The sequence below is a fragment of the Brevibacterium sp. FME37 genome (genome assembly GCF_014897485.1).
Classification (GTDB): domain Bacteria; phylum Actinomycetota; class Actinomycetes; order Actinomycetales; family Brevibacteriaceae; genus Brevibacterium.
Map to the genome: position 1 here is coordinate 211,769 of NZ_JABUYE010000004.1, position 17,207 is coordinate 228,975.

General features: G+C 62.2%; 14 protein-coding genes. 13 read left to right on the top strand and 1 reads right to left on the bottom strand.

Annotation, left to right across the window (positions count from 1 at the left end):
* Positions 1–68: 68 nt before the first annotated feature.
* From INT29_RS07005 to INT29_RS07060, 12 genes are all read left to right on the top strand, one after another.
* Positions 69–1,904, top strand: coding sequence for an ABC transporter substrate-binding protein (locus INT29_RS07005; protein ID WP_193071207.1), 1,836 nt, complete (start codon positions 69–71; stop codon positions 1,902–1,904).
* 90 nt (positions 1,905–1,994) lie between these two features.
* On the top strand, positions 1,995–3,068 hold the full coding sequence (locus INT29_RS07010) for an ABC transporter permease (protein ID WP_219618909.1): 1,074 nt from the start codon (positions 1,995–1,997) through the stop codon (positions 3,066–3,068).
* Positions 3,068–4,048 carry an ABC transporter permease gene (locus INT29_RS07015; protein WP_226841703.1) on the top strand — a complete coding sequence of 327 codons (981 nt, stop codon included), beginning with the start codon at positions 3,068–3,070 and terminating at the stop codon, positions 4,046–4,048. The genes INT29_RS07010 and INT29_RS07015 overlap by 1 nt, the downstream gene beginning before the upstream one ends.
* Positions 4,048–5,703 (top strand): ATP-binding cassette domain-containing protein, encoded by a 1,656-nt coding sequence (locus tag INT29_RS07020; protein ID WP_193071208.1) that lies wholly within the window; start codon positions 4,048–4,050, stop codon positions 5,701–5,703. Before INT29_RS07015 ends, INT29_RS07020 begins: the two co-directional genes overlap by 1 nt.
* Positions 5,696–6,772, top strand: a complete 1,077-nt coding sequence (locus tag INT29_RS07025; RefSeq protein WP_193071209.1) for a S66 peptidase family protein — start codon at positions 5,696–5,698, stop codon at positions 6,770–6,772. Before INT29_RS07020 ends, INT29_RS07025 begins: the two co-directional genes overlap by 8 nt.
* A gap of 96 nt (positions 6,773–6,868) precedes the next feature.
* Positions 6,869–7,687: a serine hydrolase gene (locus tag INT29_RS07030; RefSeq protein WP_226841705.1), complete on the top strand. Its 819-nt coding sequence runs from the start codon at positions 6,869–6,871 to the stop codon at positions 7,685–7,687.
* 71 nt (positions 7,688–7,758) lie between these two features.
* On the top strand, positions 7,759–8,073 hold the full coding sequence (locus tag INT29_RS07035; RefSeq protein WP_101573918.1) for a DUF3870 domain-containing protein: 315 nt from the start codon (positions 7,759–7,761) through the stop codon (positions 8,071–8,073).
* Positions 8,074–8,226: 153 nt separating this feature from the next.
* Positions 8,227–9,378 carry a DUF819 domain-containing protein gene (locus INT29_RS07040; RefSeq protein ID WP_193071210.1) on the top strand — a complete coding sequence of 384 codons (1,152 nt, stop codon included), beginning with the start codon at positions 8,227–8,229 and terminating at the stop codon, positions 9,376–9,378.
* Positions 9,379–9,497: 119 nt separating this feature from the next.
* Positions 9,498–10,568: a dipeptidase gene (locus INT29_RS07045; protein ID WP_193071211.1), complete on the top strand. Its 1,071-nt coding sequence runs from the start codon at positions 9,498–9,500 to the stop codon at positions 10,566–10,568.
* The gene (locus tag INT29_RS07050; protein WP_193071212.1) at positions 10,565–11,275 is read left to right on the top strand and encodes a type 1 glutamine amidotransferase; all 711 of its coding nucleotides are present in this window, start codon (positions 10,565–10,567) and stop codon (positions 11,273–11,275) included. Before INT29_RS07045 ends, INT29_RS07050 begins: the two co-directional genes overlap by 4 nt.
* 40 nt (positions 11,276–11,315) lie before the next feature.
* On the top strand, positions 11,316–12,746 hold the full coding sequence (locus tag INT29_RS07055) for an APC family permease (RefSeq protein WP_319020856.1): 1,431 nt from the start codon (positions 11,316–11,318) through the stop codon (positions 12,744–12,746).
* A 100-nt stretch (positions 12,747–12,846) separates the two neighbouring features.
* Entirely contained in the window at positions 12,847–13,242 is a 396-nt protein-coding gene (locus INT29_RS07060) for a universal stress protein (protein WP_193071213.1), read from the top strand.
* A gap of 74 nt (positions 13,243–13,316) precedes the next feature.
* On the opposite strand, the gene INT29_RS07065 is transcribed toward INT29_RS07060, so the two are convergent.
* Positions 13,317–14,399, bottom strand: coding sequence for an NAD(P)/FAD-dependent oxidoreductase (locus INT29_RS07065; protein WP_193071214.1), 1,083 nt, complete (start codon positions 14,397–14,399; stop codon positions 13,317–13,319).
* Between the two features lie 484 nt (positions 14,400–14,883).
* Here INT29_RS07065 and INT29_RS07070 point away from each other — a divergent pair, with 484 nt between their 5' ends.
* Entirely contained in the window at positions 14,884–17,139 is a 2,256-nt protein-coding gene (locus tag INT29_RS07070; RefSeq protein WP_193071215.1) for an HNH endonuclease signature motif containing protein, read from the top strand.
* The last annotated feature ends 68 nt before the right edge of the window (positions 17,140–17,207 follow it).

Below are 17,207 nucleotides of genomic sequence, written 5' to 3' on the forward strand. Positions count from 1 at the left end.
GAAGTGTGAGCAGTCTCTCACCTGCAACGACCGATAACTGAATCTCCAGATCGAGACAAAGGACAATGATGTTCGCTCAATACAAGCTGCGCAAGCGGCTGGTAACAGGCCTTGCCGGCCTCGCGGCAATGGCGCTGGTCGGCTCTCTTGCCACATCCCCTGCCCAAGCAGAGACCACGGAAGCCACTGACGCTGCTGATGGCGCCAAGGTTCTGCGGATCGCGACAGATGGCTTCATCGATTCGTTCAACCCGTTCACCTCCTTCTACCTGCTGCCGACGAACACGTTCCGGTACATGTACGAGAATCTCGTGAACAACAGTGCCGAAGACGCTCAGGTCACCGAGGGACTCGCCACCGAATGGGACACCGACTCCAAGGGCAAGGTCTGGACGTACAAGATGCGTCCCGACATGAAGTGGTCCGACGGAGAACCGCTCACGGCCAAGGACGTCGCCTGGACCTACAACCAGATGATGAAGAAGGACGAACTGGCGGTGGCCAACGGGGGCCTCGTCGAGAACTTCGACAAGGTCGAGACCCCAGACGATCAGACTGTGGTCATCACACTGAAGAAGCCGCAGTCGAACAACCCCGGCCAGGAGATTCCGGTCGTGCCGGAACACATCTGGTCGAAGGTCGACAAGCCCGGCAAGTTCAAGAACGACAAGAAGTCCGTGGGCTCGGGACCGTTCCAGCTGGAGAGCTACGAGGCGAACAAGTCCGTCACGCTCAAGGCCAACCCGAACTTCTGGCGCGGTGAGCCCAAGATCGATGAGATCCAGTACCGCTACTACACGAACTCCGATGCTCAGGTGCAGGCCATCCGCTCCGGCGAAGTCGACTTCATCACCGGACTGACCCCTGAGCAGTTCAAAGCCGTCGAAGGCGCCGACAACGTCGAGACCAATGTCGGCAACGGTCGCCGGTTCCAGGGAATCTCCATCAACCCGGGCGTCGCAGATGCGAAGAACAACGAGTTCGGAACCGGCAACAAGGCGCTGAAGGACAAGAAGGTCCGCCAGGCCATCCGTGCCGGAATCGACGTTGACACTCTGCGCAAACAGGTCATGCAGGACTACGCTCAGCCGGCCACAAGCTTCATCCCCTCGGTCTACGAGAAGTGGGCACTGCCCGCTGACAATCCGGTGGTTTCCGGATTCGACGTTGAGAAGGCGAAGAAGCTGCTCGACGACGCTGGCTGGAAGGAAGGCTCCGACGGCATCCGCAAGAAGGACGGCAAGAAGCTCGAGCTGCGTTTCCTCACCGACTCAGATGCCACTGTCGAACAGAACACGGCGAAATTCCTCGAACCGTGGATGAAGGACATCGGCATCAAGCTCAAGAACGAAGCCAGCGATGTTGACACCGTGTCGGAGCGCACTACCAAGGGCGACTACGACATGTACTTCTCGGGATGGTCGATCAACCCGGACCCCGATTACCAACTCGGCCTCAACACCTGTGGCCAGCGCCCCGACGCCGACGGCAACGGCGGGACAAGCCAGGACGGGTACTGCAGCAAGGCCTTCGACAAGCTCTACAAGGCCCAGCACACCGAGCTTGATGAGAAGAAGCGAGTCGACCTCGTGCACAAGGCTCTGGCCCAGCATTACGAGGACACACCCTCGGTGACGCTGTGGTACCCGAATCAGCTCGAGGCCTACCGCTCGGACCGGTTCACCGGTTTCACCAAGCAGCCCACCGACGGCGGCATCATCGCCAACCAGGTCGGCTACTGGGGATACACCTCGGTGGAACCCGCCAGCGCTGACGACACGTCCGGTGAGGGCGGCGGCATGGGGGCCGGCGGCTGGATCTCCATCGCCGCGGCAGCCATCGTGGTCATCGGCGGAGGCGGCTTCCTGATCAGCCGTCGCAAGAAGTCCGACGATCGCGAATAGTCCCCACCTGCGAACCATCGTCGGCGAGCGTCGTAACCACGGCGCTCGCCGACATCACACGCTTCCCCCTGCGAGACCAGGAGTTTCCCAGTGACAACACCGACGCATGACCTCCCCACCCCGCCGGGTGGTCCTGACCCTGGTGGCACAGGCGTCCAAGTCGCTCGCGACATGGACGAACCGCCGAAGGGCGGGTCGTTCCTGGGCTACCTGCTGCGCAAACTCGGCGGTGCCCTGACCTCGATGATCCTCGTCATCGTCCTCGGCTTCTTCGCATTCCGCATGCTGCCCGGTGACCCCGTGCTCAAGATCGCCAAGGAACGGCCCATGAGCCCGGCACAGATCGCCGAGCTGCGCAGTCAGTACGGCCTGGACAAACCGGTGATCGTCCAATTCTGGGACTACCTGGTCGGCATCTTCACCGGCGACTTCGGCGAAAGCTACGTCTACCGCAAACCGGTTGCCTCGCTCATCGTCGAATATATGGGACCGACACTTCTGCTCACAGCCACGGCCGCGGTCCTCGCGATCGGCCTGGGCCTGTGGCTGGGTCAGCTCTCGGCCTGGCGCCGCAACTCGCTCTTCGACAAAATCGCCTCGTCGACCTCGCTCGTGTTCTGGTCGGTGCCCACCTTCTGGCTGGGCCTCATCCTGCTCATGATCTTCGGCGGCACCCTGCAATGGCTGCCCACAGGCGGGATGATCACGCCCGGACTCGACCCATGGTCCTTCGCCGGCATCATCGACGTCGTCAAGCATCTGATCCTGCCCGTCATCACCATGGTGGCAGTCGTCTACGCGCAGTTCCTCATGGTCATGCGCGCCTCGCTCATCGAAGAGATGAGCGAGGACTACCTGACCACAGCACGCGCCAAGGGCCTGACCGAGGACGAAGTGCGCAAGAACCACGCAGTGCCCAACGCTCTGCTGCCTACGGTCACCGTCGTGTTCATGCACATCGGCGGGCTCATCGCCGGTGCCGTCACCGTCGAAGCCGTGTTCTCCTGGCCGGGCCTGGGTAAGCTCACATTCGAAGCGATCAGCGGGCCCGACCTGCCGCTGCTGCAGGGCACCTTCGTCGTGTTCTCGGCCATCATCATTCTCATGAACCTGGCGGCAGACATCGTCTACCGGTTCCTCGATCCACGAGTCAGGAGGGCCTGATGAGCAATTCCTTACCGACGACTCCGTCAGGAAGTGCCTCCGAGTCGAACGCTGCCGAGGTGAACGCTGCCGAGGTGAACGCCTCCGTCATCGACGGGACGAAACTCGTCCGCGAACGCCGGCTGAACAACGTCAAGAAGAACTGGTCCTTGTTCCGCTCCGACATTCCCGCGATGGTCGGGGCGATCCTCCTCATCTTCTTCATCCTGATCGCGATCTTCGCCCCACTCATCGCTCCCGCCTCCATGCTCGATGTGACGAAGCAGCTCGATGTGCCCCGCTACGCCCCGCCGAGCCTCGACCACCCGTTGGGTACCGATAACCTGGGCCGCGAACTCTGGATCCGGATCCTCTGGGGAGCCCGCGTATCCATCCTCGTCGGCGTCGCAGCGACCGTCATGTCGATGGTCATCGGCACCGTCATGGGGCTGGCAGCGGGCCACTTCTCTGGTCTCTTCGGCGCAGTGGTCATGCGTATCATCGACTTCTTCATCGTCCTGCCCTCACTGCTGCTGGCGATCGTCCTCTCCTCCGTCCTCGAACGCGGCGTCTTCACGATCGTCGTCGCGATCGGAATCACCTCGTGGGCGTCGACTGCGCGCATCGTGCGGTCCCAGACCTTGAGCGTGGAGTCCCGGCTCTACATCGAAAGGGCGCGCATCCTCGGCGCCGGACATCGTCACATTCTGTTCAAGCACATGCTGCCCGCGGTGATGCCGCTGGTGCTGGCGAACACGACGCTGACCGTCGGCAGTGCGATCATCGCCGAATCCACCCTGTCCTTCTTAGGGCTGGGGGATACGAGCAAGGAGTCGTGGGGCACGATTCTGAAGAACTCGATGGACATCTCCGCTGCGACCTCCGGCTACTGGTGGTACGTGCTCACACCCGGCATCGCGATCCTGCTCGTGGTGCTCGCCTTCACTATGGTCGGACGCGCATTCGAAGCCATCATCAACCCAGCCCTGAGGAGTCGCTGATGACCGACCTCAGATTCGATAAGGTCTCTATCACCTACCGCTCGGCCTCGGCCCGGGGCGACGTCCCCGCAGTCAGCGACATCAGCCTCGACCTGCCCACCGGAGCCACTCTCGGCATTGCCGGGGAGTCCGGTTCGGGCAAGTCCACACTGATCATGTCGGTGCTGCGTCTGCTGCCCAAGTCCGCGAAGATCGACGGGCAGGTCAGCCTCGGCGGGAAAGACGTTCAGGACCTCAGCTTCGGTGAGATCCGAGCGGTGCGCTGGGCGCAGGCCTCGATCGTCTTCCAAGGCGCCCTGCACTCGCTCAACCCGGTCCGTGAGGTCGGCGGGCAGATCATCGAGGCCCTCGAACATCATGCGAAGGGCACCTGGACCACACCCGCCAAGCGACGGGATCGGATGTTCGAACTCCTCGACGAGGTCGATCTCGATAAGAGCAAGGCAGTGGCCTATCCGCATGAGCTCTCCGGTGGGCAGAAGCAGCGGATCATGATCGCCATGGCCCTGGCCTGCGAACCCGACATCATCGTCGCCGACGAACCGACCACCGCCCTCGACGTCATTGTGCAGAAGCAGATTCTCGTGGGCCTGGCGAAGCTCGTGGCCGAACGCGGAATCTCCCTGCTCATGATCAGTCACGACCTCGCCGTGCTCTCCGCGGTGTGTGAGAACCTCGCGATCATGCGCCACGGCAGGCTCGTCGAATACGGTCCCAGCGACCGAGTCTGCCTGGACCCGGAAGAGGACTACACGAAGCAGCTGGCGGGTGCGTTCCCACAGATCGGTGACGCCGAATCGCGGATGAATCCGCGCACCCTCAAGCCCGCCGAGGTGCGCCGTGCCCAGCCGTACACGATGACCGATGAGGTGGTCCTCGAGGCCAAGAACCTCAACGTCTCCTTCGACACCAGGCAGGGCAGGGAACGGGCCGTGCGCGACGTGAATCTGGCGCTGCACAAGGCAGAGATCCTCGCCGTCGTCGGCCAGTCAGGGTCGGGGAAGACGACCCTGGCCAGATCACTGCTTGGCCTGCAGGAGGTGGATCCGGGCTCGCAGATGGAGTTCGCGGGCAAGGCGCTGCCGAAGAAGGCGAAGGCCCTGCGCACATTCCGTCGCCAGGTGCAGATGATCCTCCAGGACCCCTCTGGTTCACTCAATCCGAAGCGCAGCGTCTACGAAGCGGTGGTTGAGGGACTGCGCGTGCAGAAGCTGACCGACAACGAATACCACCGGGTCATCGGGGCGCTCGAGGCGGCCGAGCTGACACCGGCCGCAGACTATCTCGAATCGATCCCGCAGGAACTCTCCGGCGGACAGCGGCAACGCGTCGTCATCGCCGGGGCACTTGCTCTGGACCCACAGGTGCTCATCGCCGATGAACCGGTCGCCTCCCTCGACGCCTCGGTGCGAGGGGAGATCCTTTCCCTGTTCCTGGCCCTGAAGAAGAACCTGGGCATGAGCGCCCTCATCATCACCCACGACCTCGGACTGGCGTGGAACATCGCCGACACCGTGGCCGTGATGAAGCAGGGCGAGATCGTCGAATACGGTGACGTCGACACCGTGCTGGCGAACCCGCAGCACGCATACACGCAGGAACTCCTCGCCGCAGTTCCCCGATTGGGAAGTCAGAGTCTGGTCACGCATGAATAGCTCCACCACAATCACCTCGGGCGCTGCGACTGCGCTCGCAAGCGTCAGTCCGTACCTTGACACGGTGCCGCTGCAGGCCGGCGACAGCGTCCGTCTCATCGCTCCCTCGAGCCCGACCGATGAGGAGTCCCTGCTGCGCGCGATTGCGCAGCTCGAATCCTGGGGGCTGCGTGTCGTCGTCGGCGACAACATTCGCGCTCGCCACCCGCGCGTGAAATACCTGGCAGGAACCGACGAACAGCGCCGAGCCGACCTCATCGATGCCTGGTGCGATCCGGACGCCGCTGCGGTCATCGCACTGCGGGGCGGTTTCGGGGCGATGCGCCTCCTGGACGGCATCGACTTCGATCTCATGCGCGAGCACGCACTGCGGCCGGATGGGCGGCCCAAGCTGCTCACCGGGTCCTCGGACATCACCGCCCTGCACCAGGCCTGGGACCACCACCTGTCGGTGGCGACGCTGTTCTGCCCGATGGTCGGCAACGATCCGTTCAAGAACTCCACAGTCGTCCCCGCCGAGGTGGCCACCTGGCTGTTCGAACCCTGGGGCGGCCGTGAACTCGGGTTCCCGGAGGGAGACGGTGAACTCGGGTTGGCCGCGGAGGACGGTGCGGCGTATTCTCGCCCGCTCAGCCGCGCGCGAACGTTGGTTCCGGGGACTGCGAAGGGCCGCCTCGGCGGGGGAAACCTCAGTCTGGTCGCGGCCGGGATGGGAAGTCCGGAGCTGGCCGGGGTGCGTGAGCTGCGTGAGCGCAGCGGACCTTCGATCCTTCTGCTCGAGGACGTCGACGAGGAGCTCTACCGTCTCGACAATCTGCTCGTGCAGCTGGTCCGCGGCGGCTGGTTCGACTCGGCAGACGCGGTGGTGCTGGGCTCCTGGCAGGACTGCGCGGAGATAGCCGAGGTCGAGGCATTGATCATGGACTACCTCGGCGAGGCGGGCATTCCGATCGTCAGCGAGATGGGCTTCGGGCATGACCCCGACGCGCCGAGCACACCGCTGGGAGTCGCCGTCACGCTCGAGGCTCCGGCCCAGGGCAGACCGCGAATGTGGGTGGACGGAGCGTGAGGGGACTGTGATGCTGGAGGACTTCCAAGGCCTCCAGGGCTTCCGGGACTTCGATGGAGATGAGGAATACACGCGATGATTGAGGATGCGAACAAAATGACTGAAGACGTGAACATGGGTGACGTGGACTTCGACCGCCTGCCGGGAGTGCGCTTCAGCGCCCTGGCCTTCGATATCGACAGCGGCGAACGCGTCTTCGCCCACAACGAGAACGACGAGCTCGACACCGCCAGCATGGGCAAGGTGTTCCTCCTGCACACGGCCCTGCAGATGCACGTCAACGGCAGCCTCAACCTGTCCGAGCGCCTGTCACGGCGGCCCTCGGAACGGGTCGACGAATCCGGCATCTGGTACCTCATGGAGCAGGATGATCTGAGCGTCTACGACGTGGCCGTGCTCGTCGGAGCCTTCAGCGACAACTTCGCGACCAATGTGCTCATCCGTCGCATCGGCCTCGAGAACGTCGCCCGCCAGGTCGAAGACCTGGGGTATCGCAGCTCCGGACTCCACGACTTCCTCCGTTGGCCTCGTCCGGCCAAGGCACCGCGCACCCTGTCGACGGGCACCGCGGCCGAGTTCAGCAACCTCATGGCCCGGCATGCGAAAGACGAGTTCTGGGACGAGTCGACGAACGAGATCTTCCGCCGTTGGTTGGGAGCCGGCGCGGACACCTCGATGGTCGCCTCGGCGTTCGACCTCGACCCGCTGGCCCACTACAACTACCAGCGTGACGTGTGGGTATGGAACAAGACCGGCACGAACGGGACGATTCGCGCCGACTCCGGGATCGCGATGACCCCGACCCGTCGCGTCGCCTACGCCGTGTTCGCAAACTGGGAGAAGGACACGGACCGGGTCGTCGACGTCATGCCGATCATGCGCGAAGCCGGCGACGCCATCCACCGCTTCCTCTGAGAAGACCGGATATCGAACGACTCGAGAATGTGGACTGTCACACGCTCTTCCTCGAGTATCGTTGATGTCCTATGACCTCCTCGATCTACCTCACCGGCGAAGCGAAGGCGCCGTCGAACAACCCGATCATGGCACAGTACGGGTTGTTCTACATCGCCTTCGAGATCGAGGCGGAGACACATCGAGTCCTCGATGTCGACTGCTCGGCGACGTTGGCCCTGACAAGGAAGTTCATCAGGAGCCTGTTCATCGACGCAGACATCAGGGACACCGGTCGACTCACGGATTCGATCACAGCCAGATACCACGGGTCCTCCCAGAAGGCGCTCATCGTCGCTGTGAACAACGCAGCGAAGAAGTACCAGGAGCTTCCAACCTCTAGCTGAGACGAGTCCTCGACCACCAAGATTGCCTGGGTCCCCACCGGACCGGATCCAATCGACAACCGCACATGGCTTCACCGCACACTGCGCCTGCACCTCGTGGACTGAACCGGGGGCGTCGCGGCGCGGTCCAATCCACCTGAAGGAGTGTCGTTTGTGATCACGGACGGTTTTCTATTCATCAGCCTGCTGCTGGCGATTTCGGCGGTTCTCGTCGTCGCCGACCGCAGCGGGAAATTCAAAGTATTCAAATATGTCCCCGGGTTCGTCTTCCTCTACATCGTGGCGGCCCTGCTCAACACGGTCGGCTTGTTCGACCACGACGCGATCGACGGCGTCGGTGACGGGGTGCAGGACGCGTTGCTGCCGGCGATGATCCTGCTCCTGCTGTTCAAATGCGATGTACGGCAGATCATCCGCCTCGGACCGAAGCTGCTGCTGACCTTCGTAGTCACGGCCGCCAGCATCATGATCGGCTTCATCGTCGCCTACCTGATCGTGCATTCGGCACTGGCTCCCGAATCCTGGAAGGCCCTCGGCGCGCTCAACGCGTCATGGACCGGCGGTTCAGCGAACATGGTCGCTGTTCAGAACATCTTGGAGGCGCCGGAGGCCATCTTCGGCTACGTGCTCATCGTCGACACAGTCCTCTACTCCTTCTGGCTGCTCCTCATCTTCTCTTCGGTCGCGGTCTCCGATAAGTTCAACAGATGGACGAAGGCAGATACCTCGAAGTTCGACTTCGCCGATCGGGTCACCGACGAGGAGGAGAAGCCGATGACCCTGTCCTCGATCATCGGTCTGCTGGGCTTCGCCCTCCTCGTCTCTGCCCTGGCCGCCAAGGCGGGCGAGTTGCTGCCGGAAGTGGGTACGGTGATCAACGCCTCGGCCTGGACGATCCTCATCGTGAGTATCCTGGGCCTCATCATCGGGTCGACTCGGTGGGGGCGGGCCGCGGGTTCGAGTCAGCTCGCGACCATTATGCTCTACCTCATCATCGGCATCATCGCCTCCGGATCCGACTTCACTTCGCTGGCCGAAGCACCGATCTATCTGGTCGCCGGTGTGATCGTGCTCCTCGTCCACATCGTCATCATGCTCGTCTATGCGAAGCTGACGAAGACCGAACTGTTCAGCATCGCCGTGGCCAGCACCGCGAACATCGGGGGAATCGCCTCGGCGCCGGTGGTCGCGGGCGCATTCAATCGTCAGCTGGTGCCGGTGGGCGTGCTCTTCGCGCTCATCGGAACGTTCTCTGGAACCTTCCTCGGACTGTGGTCGGCGCAGCTGATGTCGGGCATCGGATGATGAGCTTGATTCGGCGCCTGAGACCGCAGAGACTCCCACTCAACCCACCGATGACCACCCGAGCTTACCGATGACCATCCGAACTTGCCGATGACCATCCGAACTGAAGGAGCACACTCATGACATACGACGTCTTCGACGGACACAACGACCTCGCCTGGTATCTGCGTGAGGAGCGTGACTACAGCGTTGAGGGACTCAACGATCCCAAGGTCTCGCCGTTCACCACGATGGATCAGCTGCGGGAGGGCAGCGTCGCCGCACAGTACTGGTCGGTCTACGTCCATTCCTCGATCACCGGCGCTGATGCGATCAAGGCCACCTGGGAGCAGATCGACGCCGTGCAGCGTGTCGTCACGAGCTATCCCGAACGGCTCCAGTTCGCCCGCACCGCCGCCGAGGTGGTCGCCGCGCGAGACGCCGGAAAGGTCGCTTCGCTTATGGGTGTGGAAGGCGGGCAGCAGATCGACGAATCGCTGGCTGTGCTGCGCTCCTATGCGCGCGCCGGGTCCCGGTATATGACCCTGACGTGGTCGACGACGCATTCCTGGGCGGACTCGGCAACGGACGAGCCGCAGCATGGGGGCTTGAGCGAATTCGGCTGCGAGGTCGTGGCGGAGATGAACCGGATCGGCATGATCGTCGATCTCTCCCACGTCGCGCCCAGCGTCATGCACCAGTCCCTGGACATCTCTACCCTGCCCGTGATCTTCAGCCACTCCTGCGCCCACGGACTCAACCCGCATGCGCGCAACATCCCCGACGACGTCCTCGACCGGGTGCCCGGCAACGGGGGAGTGGCGATGATGACCTTCGTCCCCTCCTTCGTCTCCAACGCGCGCCGCGAATGGGTGGAAGCAGGGGAGAACGGCACCGCCCCCGAGGTGACTGTGGCCGATGTGGCCGACCACTGCGATTACGTACGCGAACGGATCGGAATCGACCACATCGGATTGGGCGGCGACATCTGCGGTGTCGATGAGCTGCCGAGCGGCCTCGGCGATGCCGGGCAGTATCCTGCGCTGTTTGAGGAGTTGGCCGGTCGCGGCTGGTCGGAATCAGACCTGCGCAAGCTCGGCTTCGACAATGCGATGCGCGTCCTCGAAGCACACGAGGATGCGTACACACGCTTCCTGGGGACCTCGGCGGGTACGGAACGCACGGCAACCTCGGCGGGGCAGTCGTCATGACTCGGCTCCTCATCATCGTCAACCACATCGAATCCCAGCCGGGGCTGCTCACACAGTGGATGATCTCCGAGAACATCGAGTTCGACCTGCGCATCGGCGGCGTCTCCCGTCTGCCGGAACCGAGTGCGCTGAGTGATTACGATGGGCTGATCATGCTCGGTGGCGGGTATATGCCCGATGAGACCGACCGGGCACCGTGGCTCGAGGCCGAGGCGCGGCTCTCGCGCCATGCTCTGGAGACGGATCTGCCGCAGTTCGGCATCTGCCTGGGCGGACAGCTCATCGCTCATGTCATCGGCGGGGACGTGCGGGCCCGGACCGGTGCGCCGGAGAAGGGGTACACCTGGATCGATATGACCGAGGACGCGGCACAGGATCCTGTGTTCTCCGCGATCGGGAATCGCGCTGCCTTCGTCGAAAGTCATGTCGATCGGATCGTCGATCTGCCGCCCGAGGCGACTCTGTTGGCAACAAGTACAGCTTGTCGGTTCCAAGCATTTAGAATCGGCAACGCGTGGGGCACACAGTTCCACCCCGAGTCGACAGGGCAGAATATTCGCAACTGGGACGCGGACAAATTGCAGGAACTAGGTTTTAATAAAGAGACCCTGCTGGAACAGGCAGAGGAACGCGGTGAGGACAGTCAGCGGGACGCGAAGGCGCTCCTGACGGCCTTCCTCGACGTAGTCCGCAGCAAACACCAGTGATCGCACGGCTGCGATCACGGGCGAACACGGAGGAACCATCGTGAGTCACAGCGAGAACACCATTAAGTCGGGGCCGGGGGCCGAGCAGCAGCCGGAGACCTTGAAACGGGTCATGGGACCCAAGCTGCTCCTTCTCTTCATCGTCGGAGACATCCTGGGGACGGGTGTCTATGCGCTGACGGGCAAGGTCGCCGGGCAGGTCGGCGGCGCCGGCTGGGCTCCAGTCATCCTGGCCTTCGCCGTTGCGCTGATCACGGCGTTCTCCTATATGGAGCTCGTCACTAAGTACCCGTCTGCGGCCGGTGCCGCGCTGTACACGCACAAGGCGTTCGGGATCCACTTCGTGACGTTCCTCGTCGCCTTTGCCGTCCTCAGCTCAGGGATCACCTCGGCGTCGACAGCATCCAACGTCTTCGCCGCCAACATGGTGGCCGGGTTCGGATGGGACATGTCGGGCACGGGGGTCATGTGGATTGCGATCGGCTTCCTGGCCGTCATCGCCACGATCAACCTCCGCGGTGTGGGGGAGAGCGTGTGGTTCAACGTCGTGCTGACGGTGATCGAACTCAGCGGCCTGCTGCTTGTCATTCTGGTCGGCTTCTTCGCTTTGGGATCGGGCAGTGCCGACTTCTCTCGTGTGCTGATCTTCGAAACCGCAGACGACAAGGGTGTCTTCCTCGCGATCACCGGCGCCACCTCGCTGGCCTTCTTCTCCATGGTCGGCTTCGAGGACTCGGTGAACATGGTCGAGGAGACCAAAGACCCGAGAGACTTCCCCAAGATCATGCTCACCGGTCTGTCGATCACCGGTGTCATCTACGTGCTCGTCTCACTGGTGGCAGTCGCTGCGGTGCCGATCGGAAAACTCTCCGAGAGTGAGACGCCGCTGTTGGAGGTCGTCAGGGCCGGTGCTCCGGGGCTTCCGATCGACCTGATATTTCCCTTCATGACGATGTTCGCAGTCGCGAACTCCGCGCTCATCAACATGCTCATGGCCAGCCGCCTGCTGTACGGAATGTCCAAGCAGAACGTGCTCCCGCCCGTATTCGCGAAGGTCCTGCGCGGACGCCGCTCACCCTGGGTGTCGATCCTCTTCACAACTATCATCGCCTTCTGCCTCATCTTCGCGGTGACCACGCTGCTGCCGGAAACGGTGACCGCGTCCCTGGGCGGCACTACCTCGCTGCTGCTGTTGGGAGTGTTCGCCGTCGTCAACGTTGCTGTGTTGGTCCTGCGGAAGAAGACGGTCGAGCACAAGCACTTCAAGGCCCCGACCTACCTGCCCTGGATCGGTCTCTTCACCTGCGCGTTCCTCGTCGGGCCGTGGGCTCGTCTCGACGACCTCATCCAGTATCAGATCGCAGTGGCGCTGATCGGAATCGGCGTCGTCCTCTGGGCGGTCACCTGGTTCTGGAACCGTTCGATCAAGGGCGCGAGCACCAAGTTCCGCAACCCCGAAGAACTCTCATGAGGGCTGCGGGGGCGGTGGGAGTTTCCGGCTTCTGCTCGACATATTCAATCCGTTCAGCACGTTCAATTCGTTCAATCCGTTCAACAAGTGAAGGTGAAAAATGACCATCGTCGTGGGCTACGTCAACAATCCAGCGGGTCACGCGGCCCTCGACAAGGGGATCGCAGAGGCGAAGAAGGACGGCCAGAATCTCGTCGTCGTCAACGCATCCCGATCATCCGAGCGCAGCGATTCCTACCGCCTCGGCGAGGGTGAGATCAAGTCGGTCCAGGACTACCTCTCGCGTTCGGGCGTGCCCGGGCGGGTGCTCACGCGTGGCAGCGAGTACGACCCCGCTGAGCAGATTCTCGATGCCGCCGCCGAGGTGGATGCTGAGCTGATCGTGCTCGGAACCCGGAAGCGGACCCCGGTTGGGAAATTCCTCCTGGGGTCGACGATTCAGAGAGTCATCCTGGAAGCCGTCAGTCCTGTTCTCTGTGTGAAGGCCGGCCGCTGAACTGATGTCTTCGTCGGTGAGTGTGCGCTGAGCCGCTGAGCTGCTGAGCTGCGGTCACCGGCGTGGCATGCCGGCTACGACACCGAGCTCATGATGAGTTCGGCGTTGATCTGCGCACCCACCATGACACCGCTGGCTGCGCTCGCCATCACCATGGCCGAGATGTCCGCGCTGTTTCCCACCGCCCAGACACCGGGCACCTCGGTCGCACCGTTCGCCTCGGCGGGGATTGACGAACCCATCCCGGTCGGATGGTCGACGACGGTGCCGCCGAGCTGCTCGAAGATTTCGCCGTTCGCGCGGAAATAGGGTCCCACGGACAAAGCATCAAAGGTTGTGTCTGAGAGGCCAGGGGCGGCGTCATGGTTGGTGCCGGATCCGGCCTCAGGGCTGGTGACGAGCGTGACTTCGGTTCCGGCTTCTGTGCGTTCCACTGCTTCGACCGCGGCATCGATATAGGAGATGCCGAGCGAGTCGAGCATTTTCGCCTGCGCTTCGTCCGGTGCCGGAGCCTTGTGGCGCAGGAAGGTGACGTGGTCGCTGAGCTGGGAGAACATCATCGCTTGGTGATAGGACATCGCAGTCGTGCCGATGATGCCGATGTTTTGTCCGCGAACCTCGTAGCCGTGGCAGTAGGGGCAGTGGAGGACGGTCTCGCCCCACCCATCTGCCAGCCCAGGGATGTCAGGGAGTACGTCGGTAAGGCCGGTCGCGATGACGACTCGCTTCGCCTCGATGGTGGCTCCCAACGATGTCTCGAGGGCGAAGTTGAGCTTTTCTGGTGCCTGCGTAACATTCTGGGCGCTGATGACCGAGCCGTCGACGAACTGGACTCCATATGCTTCGGCTTCCCGACGGCCCTTGGCCACGAGCTCAAGTGGGTTGATGCCCTCGTGGCCGAGGACGTTGTGAGCGTGAGCGCTCGGTGCATTGCGAGGGGAGCCGGCATCGATGACGATGACGCTGCGCAGCGAACGGGCCAACGCGATCGAAGCAGCCAGGCCACCGGCGCCTCCACCGATGATGGCCACCTCGGCAGTGAGCGTCTGCTGACTTTGCAGGCTTTGTTGGTTCTGCTGGCTCTGCTGTGCGGGGCGGGCTTGGTTCGGTGTTCTGGGGTGGGACTGGTATTGCGGTGTGACGTGTGATTCTGACATAGCGTTCCTTGGCTTGTGGGGTGAAGAAACGGGGACTTCTGCAGTTTCGCCCAGCAGGCGCCCGATACGCAAGCAGATTTTCCGAACGGCAAAATATGGCGCCATGAGGACCTTCGGTTGGGTTTGTGCTTATGCCGTGTCGCGCCGCCGGTTCGCTCTGTTTCACGTTGCCTCCTCGCTCTGCTTCGCGCCGCCGGTTCGCTCTGCTTCACGCCGCCGGTTCGGGCTTGCGGAGGCTTGCTCAGTTCAAGACAGCGCATTGCCGAGGCTGTCGGCTGGTCGTCCCTCCCGCTGAAGCGATGGGCAGCGAGTGCTCTTACTTGGCCCGATTCCGCATTCGAAGAGGATCAAATATAGAACGTAGTCGGAGAATTCTACTCGTGGAACCAAATAATCGAACAAAACTATAGACTTGGGGTCTGTGGTGAGCGTAGACTTTGAGCCAGGCGGACAACAGAGCAGTTGACGAACGGATTCCGAGATCATGACCCTCACTCCCGACCGCAAGCGTGACAAGCAGAATAGGCCCGAAGAAGCCGCCTCTTCCGCTGTCCCTGCGGGTGAGGAAGAGAAAAACGAATGTGGAGGTGCTCCAACCTATCGAGAGCTCCTGCGCGGGGCCGGCTTCGACTTGGACGGGCACCCATTGGCAGATCGCTTCGACGAAGTAGCGTCGCCACCTCCGAGTGACTTTGAATTCGCCGATGCAGAGCACCCTGTCGAACCTGTCGAAATCACCGAACCCACAGGGCCGGGGGAACCTGCAGGGCTCGGTGAGCCTGCGGAACCGGCAGAGCTTGACGAGCATCCAGAAGCGAAGCGGCGGGCTCGTTGGAGCGGCCGCAGCCTGTGGGATGCGAGCGTTGATGATCCGGAAGCGGAGGCTGAGCTTAAGCGTCGTGCCGCAGAGCTGGACGCTGAAAAAGAAGAATGGATGCGCAGGAAGGCTGAGGAAGCCGAGGCCGAGCGCACCGCTGACGAAGACGTCTCGGGTAGCAGCGAAGAAGAGGACTGGGCAGCCTCTCTAGGCGTGCCGTCCGCCACCGAACTGAACGGCGGGCAATCCTCGTACCGCCCGGGACGCGCAAGCGAGACCGACTCCGCTTCTACTCAGACTGCCGTCACTGGCTCCGATGGTGACCCCACTTCGGAGCATCCTCTTCTTGACGAGCATGGGTTGGCGAAGCTTGCTCGCATCGCTCCCGAAGTAGTGAGCAGTATCCAGGGGCTGCGCTGCCTCGCCGCCGACTTCCAATCGCTCAAGCGTCCGATGAGTCCCGACGACGCGATAACGGTGGTGGACGGGCTTGAGACAGTCAACAGGCTGGTCGAATCGCTCTCCGTCGTGACTCTCTCCGTCTTCGAGCGGGTGGGGTCTCCCCGGGACTACGGAGCGAAGACGACGAAGGCCTTGGTCCAGAATCGTCTCAACCTCTCCGAGCGAGAAGCGTATCGGCGCTCCGTCCTGGCCGAAAAGCTTGGAGATCGGGTCAACTTCAGCGGCCAGTCGATAGGCCCGAAGTTTCCCCTGGTGTCCGAAGCGCTGAGAAACGGATCGCTGTCATCAACGCAGGCCAGCACAATTATCGAATGCCTGATGAACCTACCGTCTCGAATCGGCCAAGACGAACAGCTCGAAGCAGAGCGAATCCTGGTCGAAAAGGCACCGGCTGTGCGTGTGAAGGACATCCAGCAACTGTTCAACGAGATTCTCGGATGGCTCGACCCAGATGGTGAGCTGCCAGATGAGGCCACAAAACGTGATGAATTTTCGGTCAGTCTGCGCCAGCGAAAAGATGGAACCTGGGCACTCAGAGGAATCCTCGATCCCGTTACGGGCGGCATTATGAGCGGACACCTCACTTCGCGAATCAAAGCTGATGACAACGAGACTTCAACACAAGAGGAGCAAGGCGAGTCGCCCACAGGCGCAAATGCCACCTCAGCCGCCGACCAGGAAGTGGTCGACGTATTCAACCAAGTCCTGCAAGGCGAGCGACCAGACGCGGTGGACCCGTCTCTGAATCTTGGCTTCGACCATAAACCCAGCGACGGGGTGGACGATGCGAAGAAGTCCAGTGGTCAGGGCGACCGTGATGTACCACCCGGATATGGAGTGAGAGAAGACCGCTCCTTGGAAGCGATGGCCGGCCGCCAGCCGAGCGTGAAGAACAGAATCTATGAACGCTTCGCCACAATGATCGGTCGGATAGAAATGAATCGAGTGATGGCAGGTTCGCCCTTCGCACTCGTGGTCACGGCGAAGGCTGAGGATCTGGCGAAGCAGTCCGGTCGCGCGTTCACCGACGCGGAAGCAGCATTTCCGATGCAGACGGCATCCTACGAAGGGCTGAACGGCTCGGTGTTCTTCCACCTCATGGGTGAGAAGACGAAGACGATGGAACTTGCCACCGAAAGACGATTCGCCACCTCGAAGCAATTGGCGATCATTTCCAGCAGAGACCAAGGATGTACATTCCCCGGTTGTGACACTCCGCCGGGGTGGTGCGACGCTCACCATATCGTTCCGTGGGCAGATAAGGGCAGGACGGATGTCAATAACCTGACATTGACATGCGGATCGCACCACCATCTGATCGACAAGTCTGATTGGCACACCGTGATGCTCAAAGACGGTCGCCCAGCATGGGTGCCACCCGCGTCGATCGATCCCTCCCGACGTCCGATCCTGCACGCACGATTCGTTGCGAAAGAGATCACAGATACGCTTTTCGATTAGTGGAAGTTGAACAGCACAGGGGAGAAGTGTGCCGCAGGTCCCGCAGTTGAAGCGGAATGAACCTGATG

Excerpts from the sequence above, each read along its gene's own strand:
- INT29_RS07005 (WP_193071207.1), top strand. The coding sequence starts at position 69 with ATGTTCGCTCAATACAAGCTGCGCAAGCGGCTGGTAACAGGCCTTGCC.
- INT29_RS07070 (WP_193071215.1), top strand. The coding sequence starts at position 14,884 with ATGACCCTCACTCCCGACCGCAAGCGTGACAAGCAGAATAGGCCCGAA.
- INT29_RS07020 (WP_193071208.1), top strand. The coding sequence starts at position 4,048 with ATGACCGACCTCAGATTCGATAAGGTCTCTATCACCTACCGCTCGGCC.
- INT29_RS07025 (WP_193071209.1), top strand. The coding sequence starts at position 5,696 with ATGAATAGCTCCACCACAATCACCTCGGGCGCTGCGACTGCGCTCGCA.
- INT29_RS07050 (WP_193071212.1), top strand. The coding sequence starts at position 10,565 with ATGACTCGGCTCCTCATCATCGTCAACCACATCGAATCCCAGCCGGGG.
- INT29_RS07015 (WP_226841703.1), top strand. The coding sequence starts at position 3,068 with ATGAGCAATTCCTTACCGACGACTCCGTCAGGAAGTGCCTCCGAGTCG.
- INT29_RS07030 (WP_226841705.1), top strand. The coding sequence starts at position 6,869 with ATGACTGAAGACGTGAACATGGGTGACGTGGACTTCGACCGCCTGCCG.
- INT29_RS07035 (WP_101573918.1), top strand. The coding sequence starts at position 7,759 with ATGACCTCCTCGATCTACCTCACCGGCGAAGCGAAGGCGCCGTCGAAC.
- INT29_RS07065 (WP_193071214.1), bottom strand. The coding sequence starts at position 14,399 with ATGTCAGAATCACACGTCACACCGCAATACCAGTCCCACCCCAGAACA.
- INT29_RS07045 (WP_193071211.1), top strand. The coding sequence starts at position 9,498 with ATGACATACGACGTCTTCGACGGACACAACGACCTCGCCTGGTATCTG.
- INT29_RS07060 (WP_193071213.1), top strand. The coding sequence starts at position 12,847 with ATGACCATCGTCGTGGGCTACGTCAACAATCCAGCGGGTCACGCGGCC.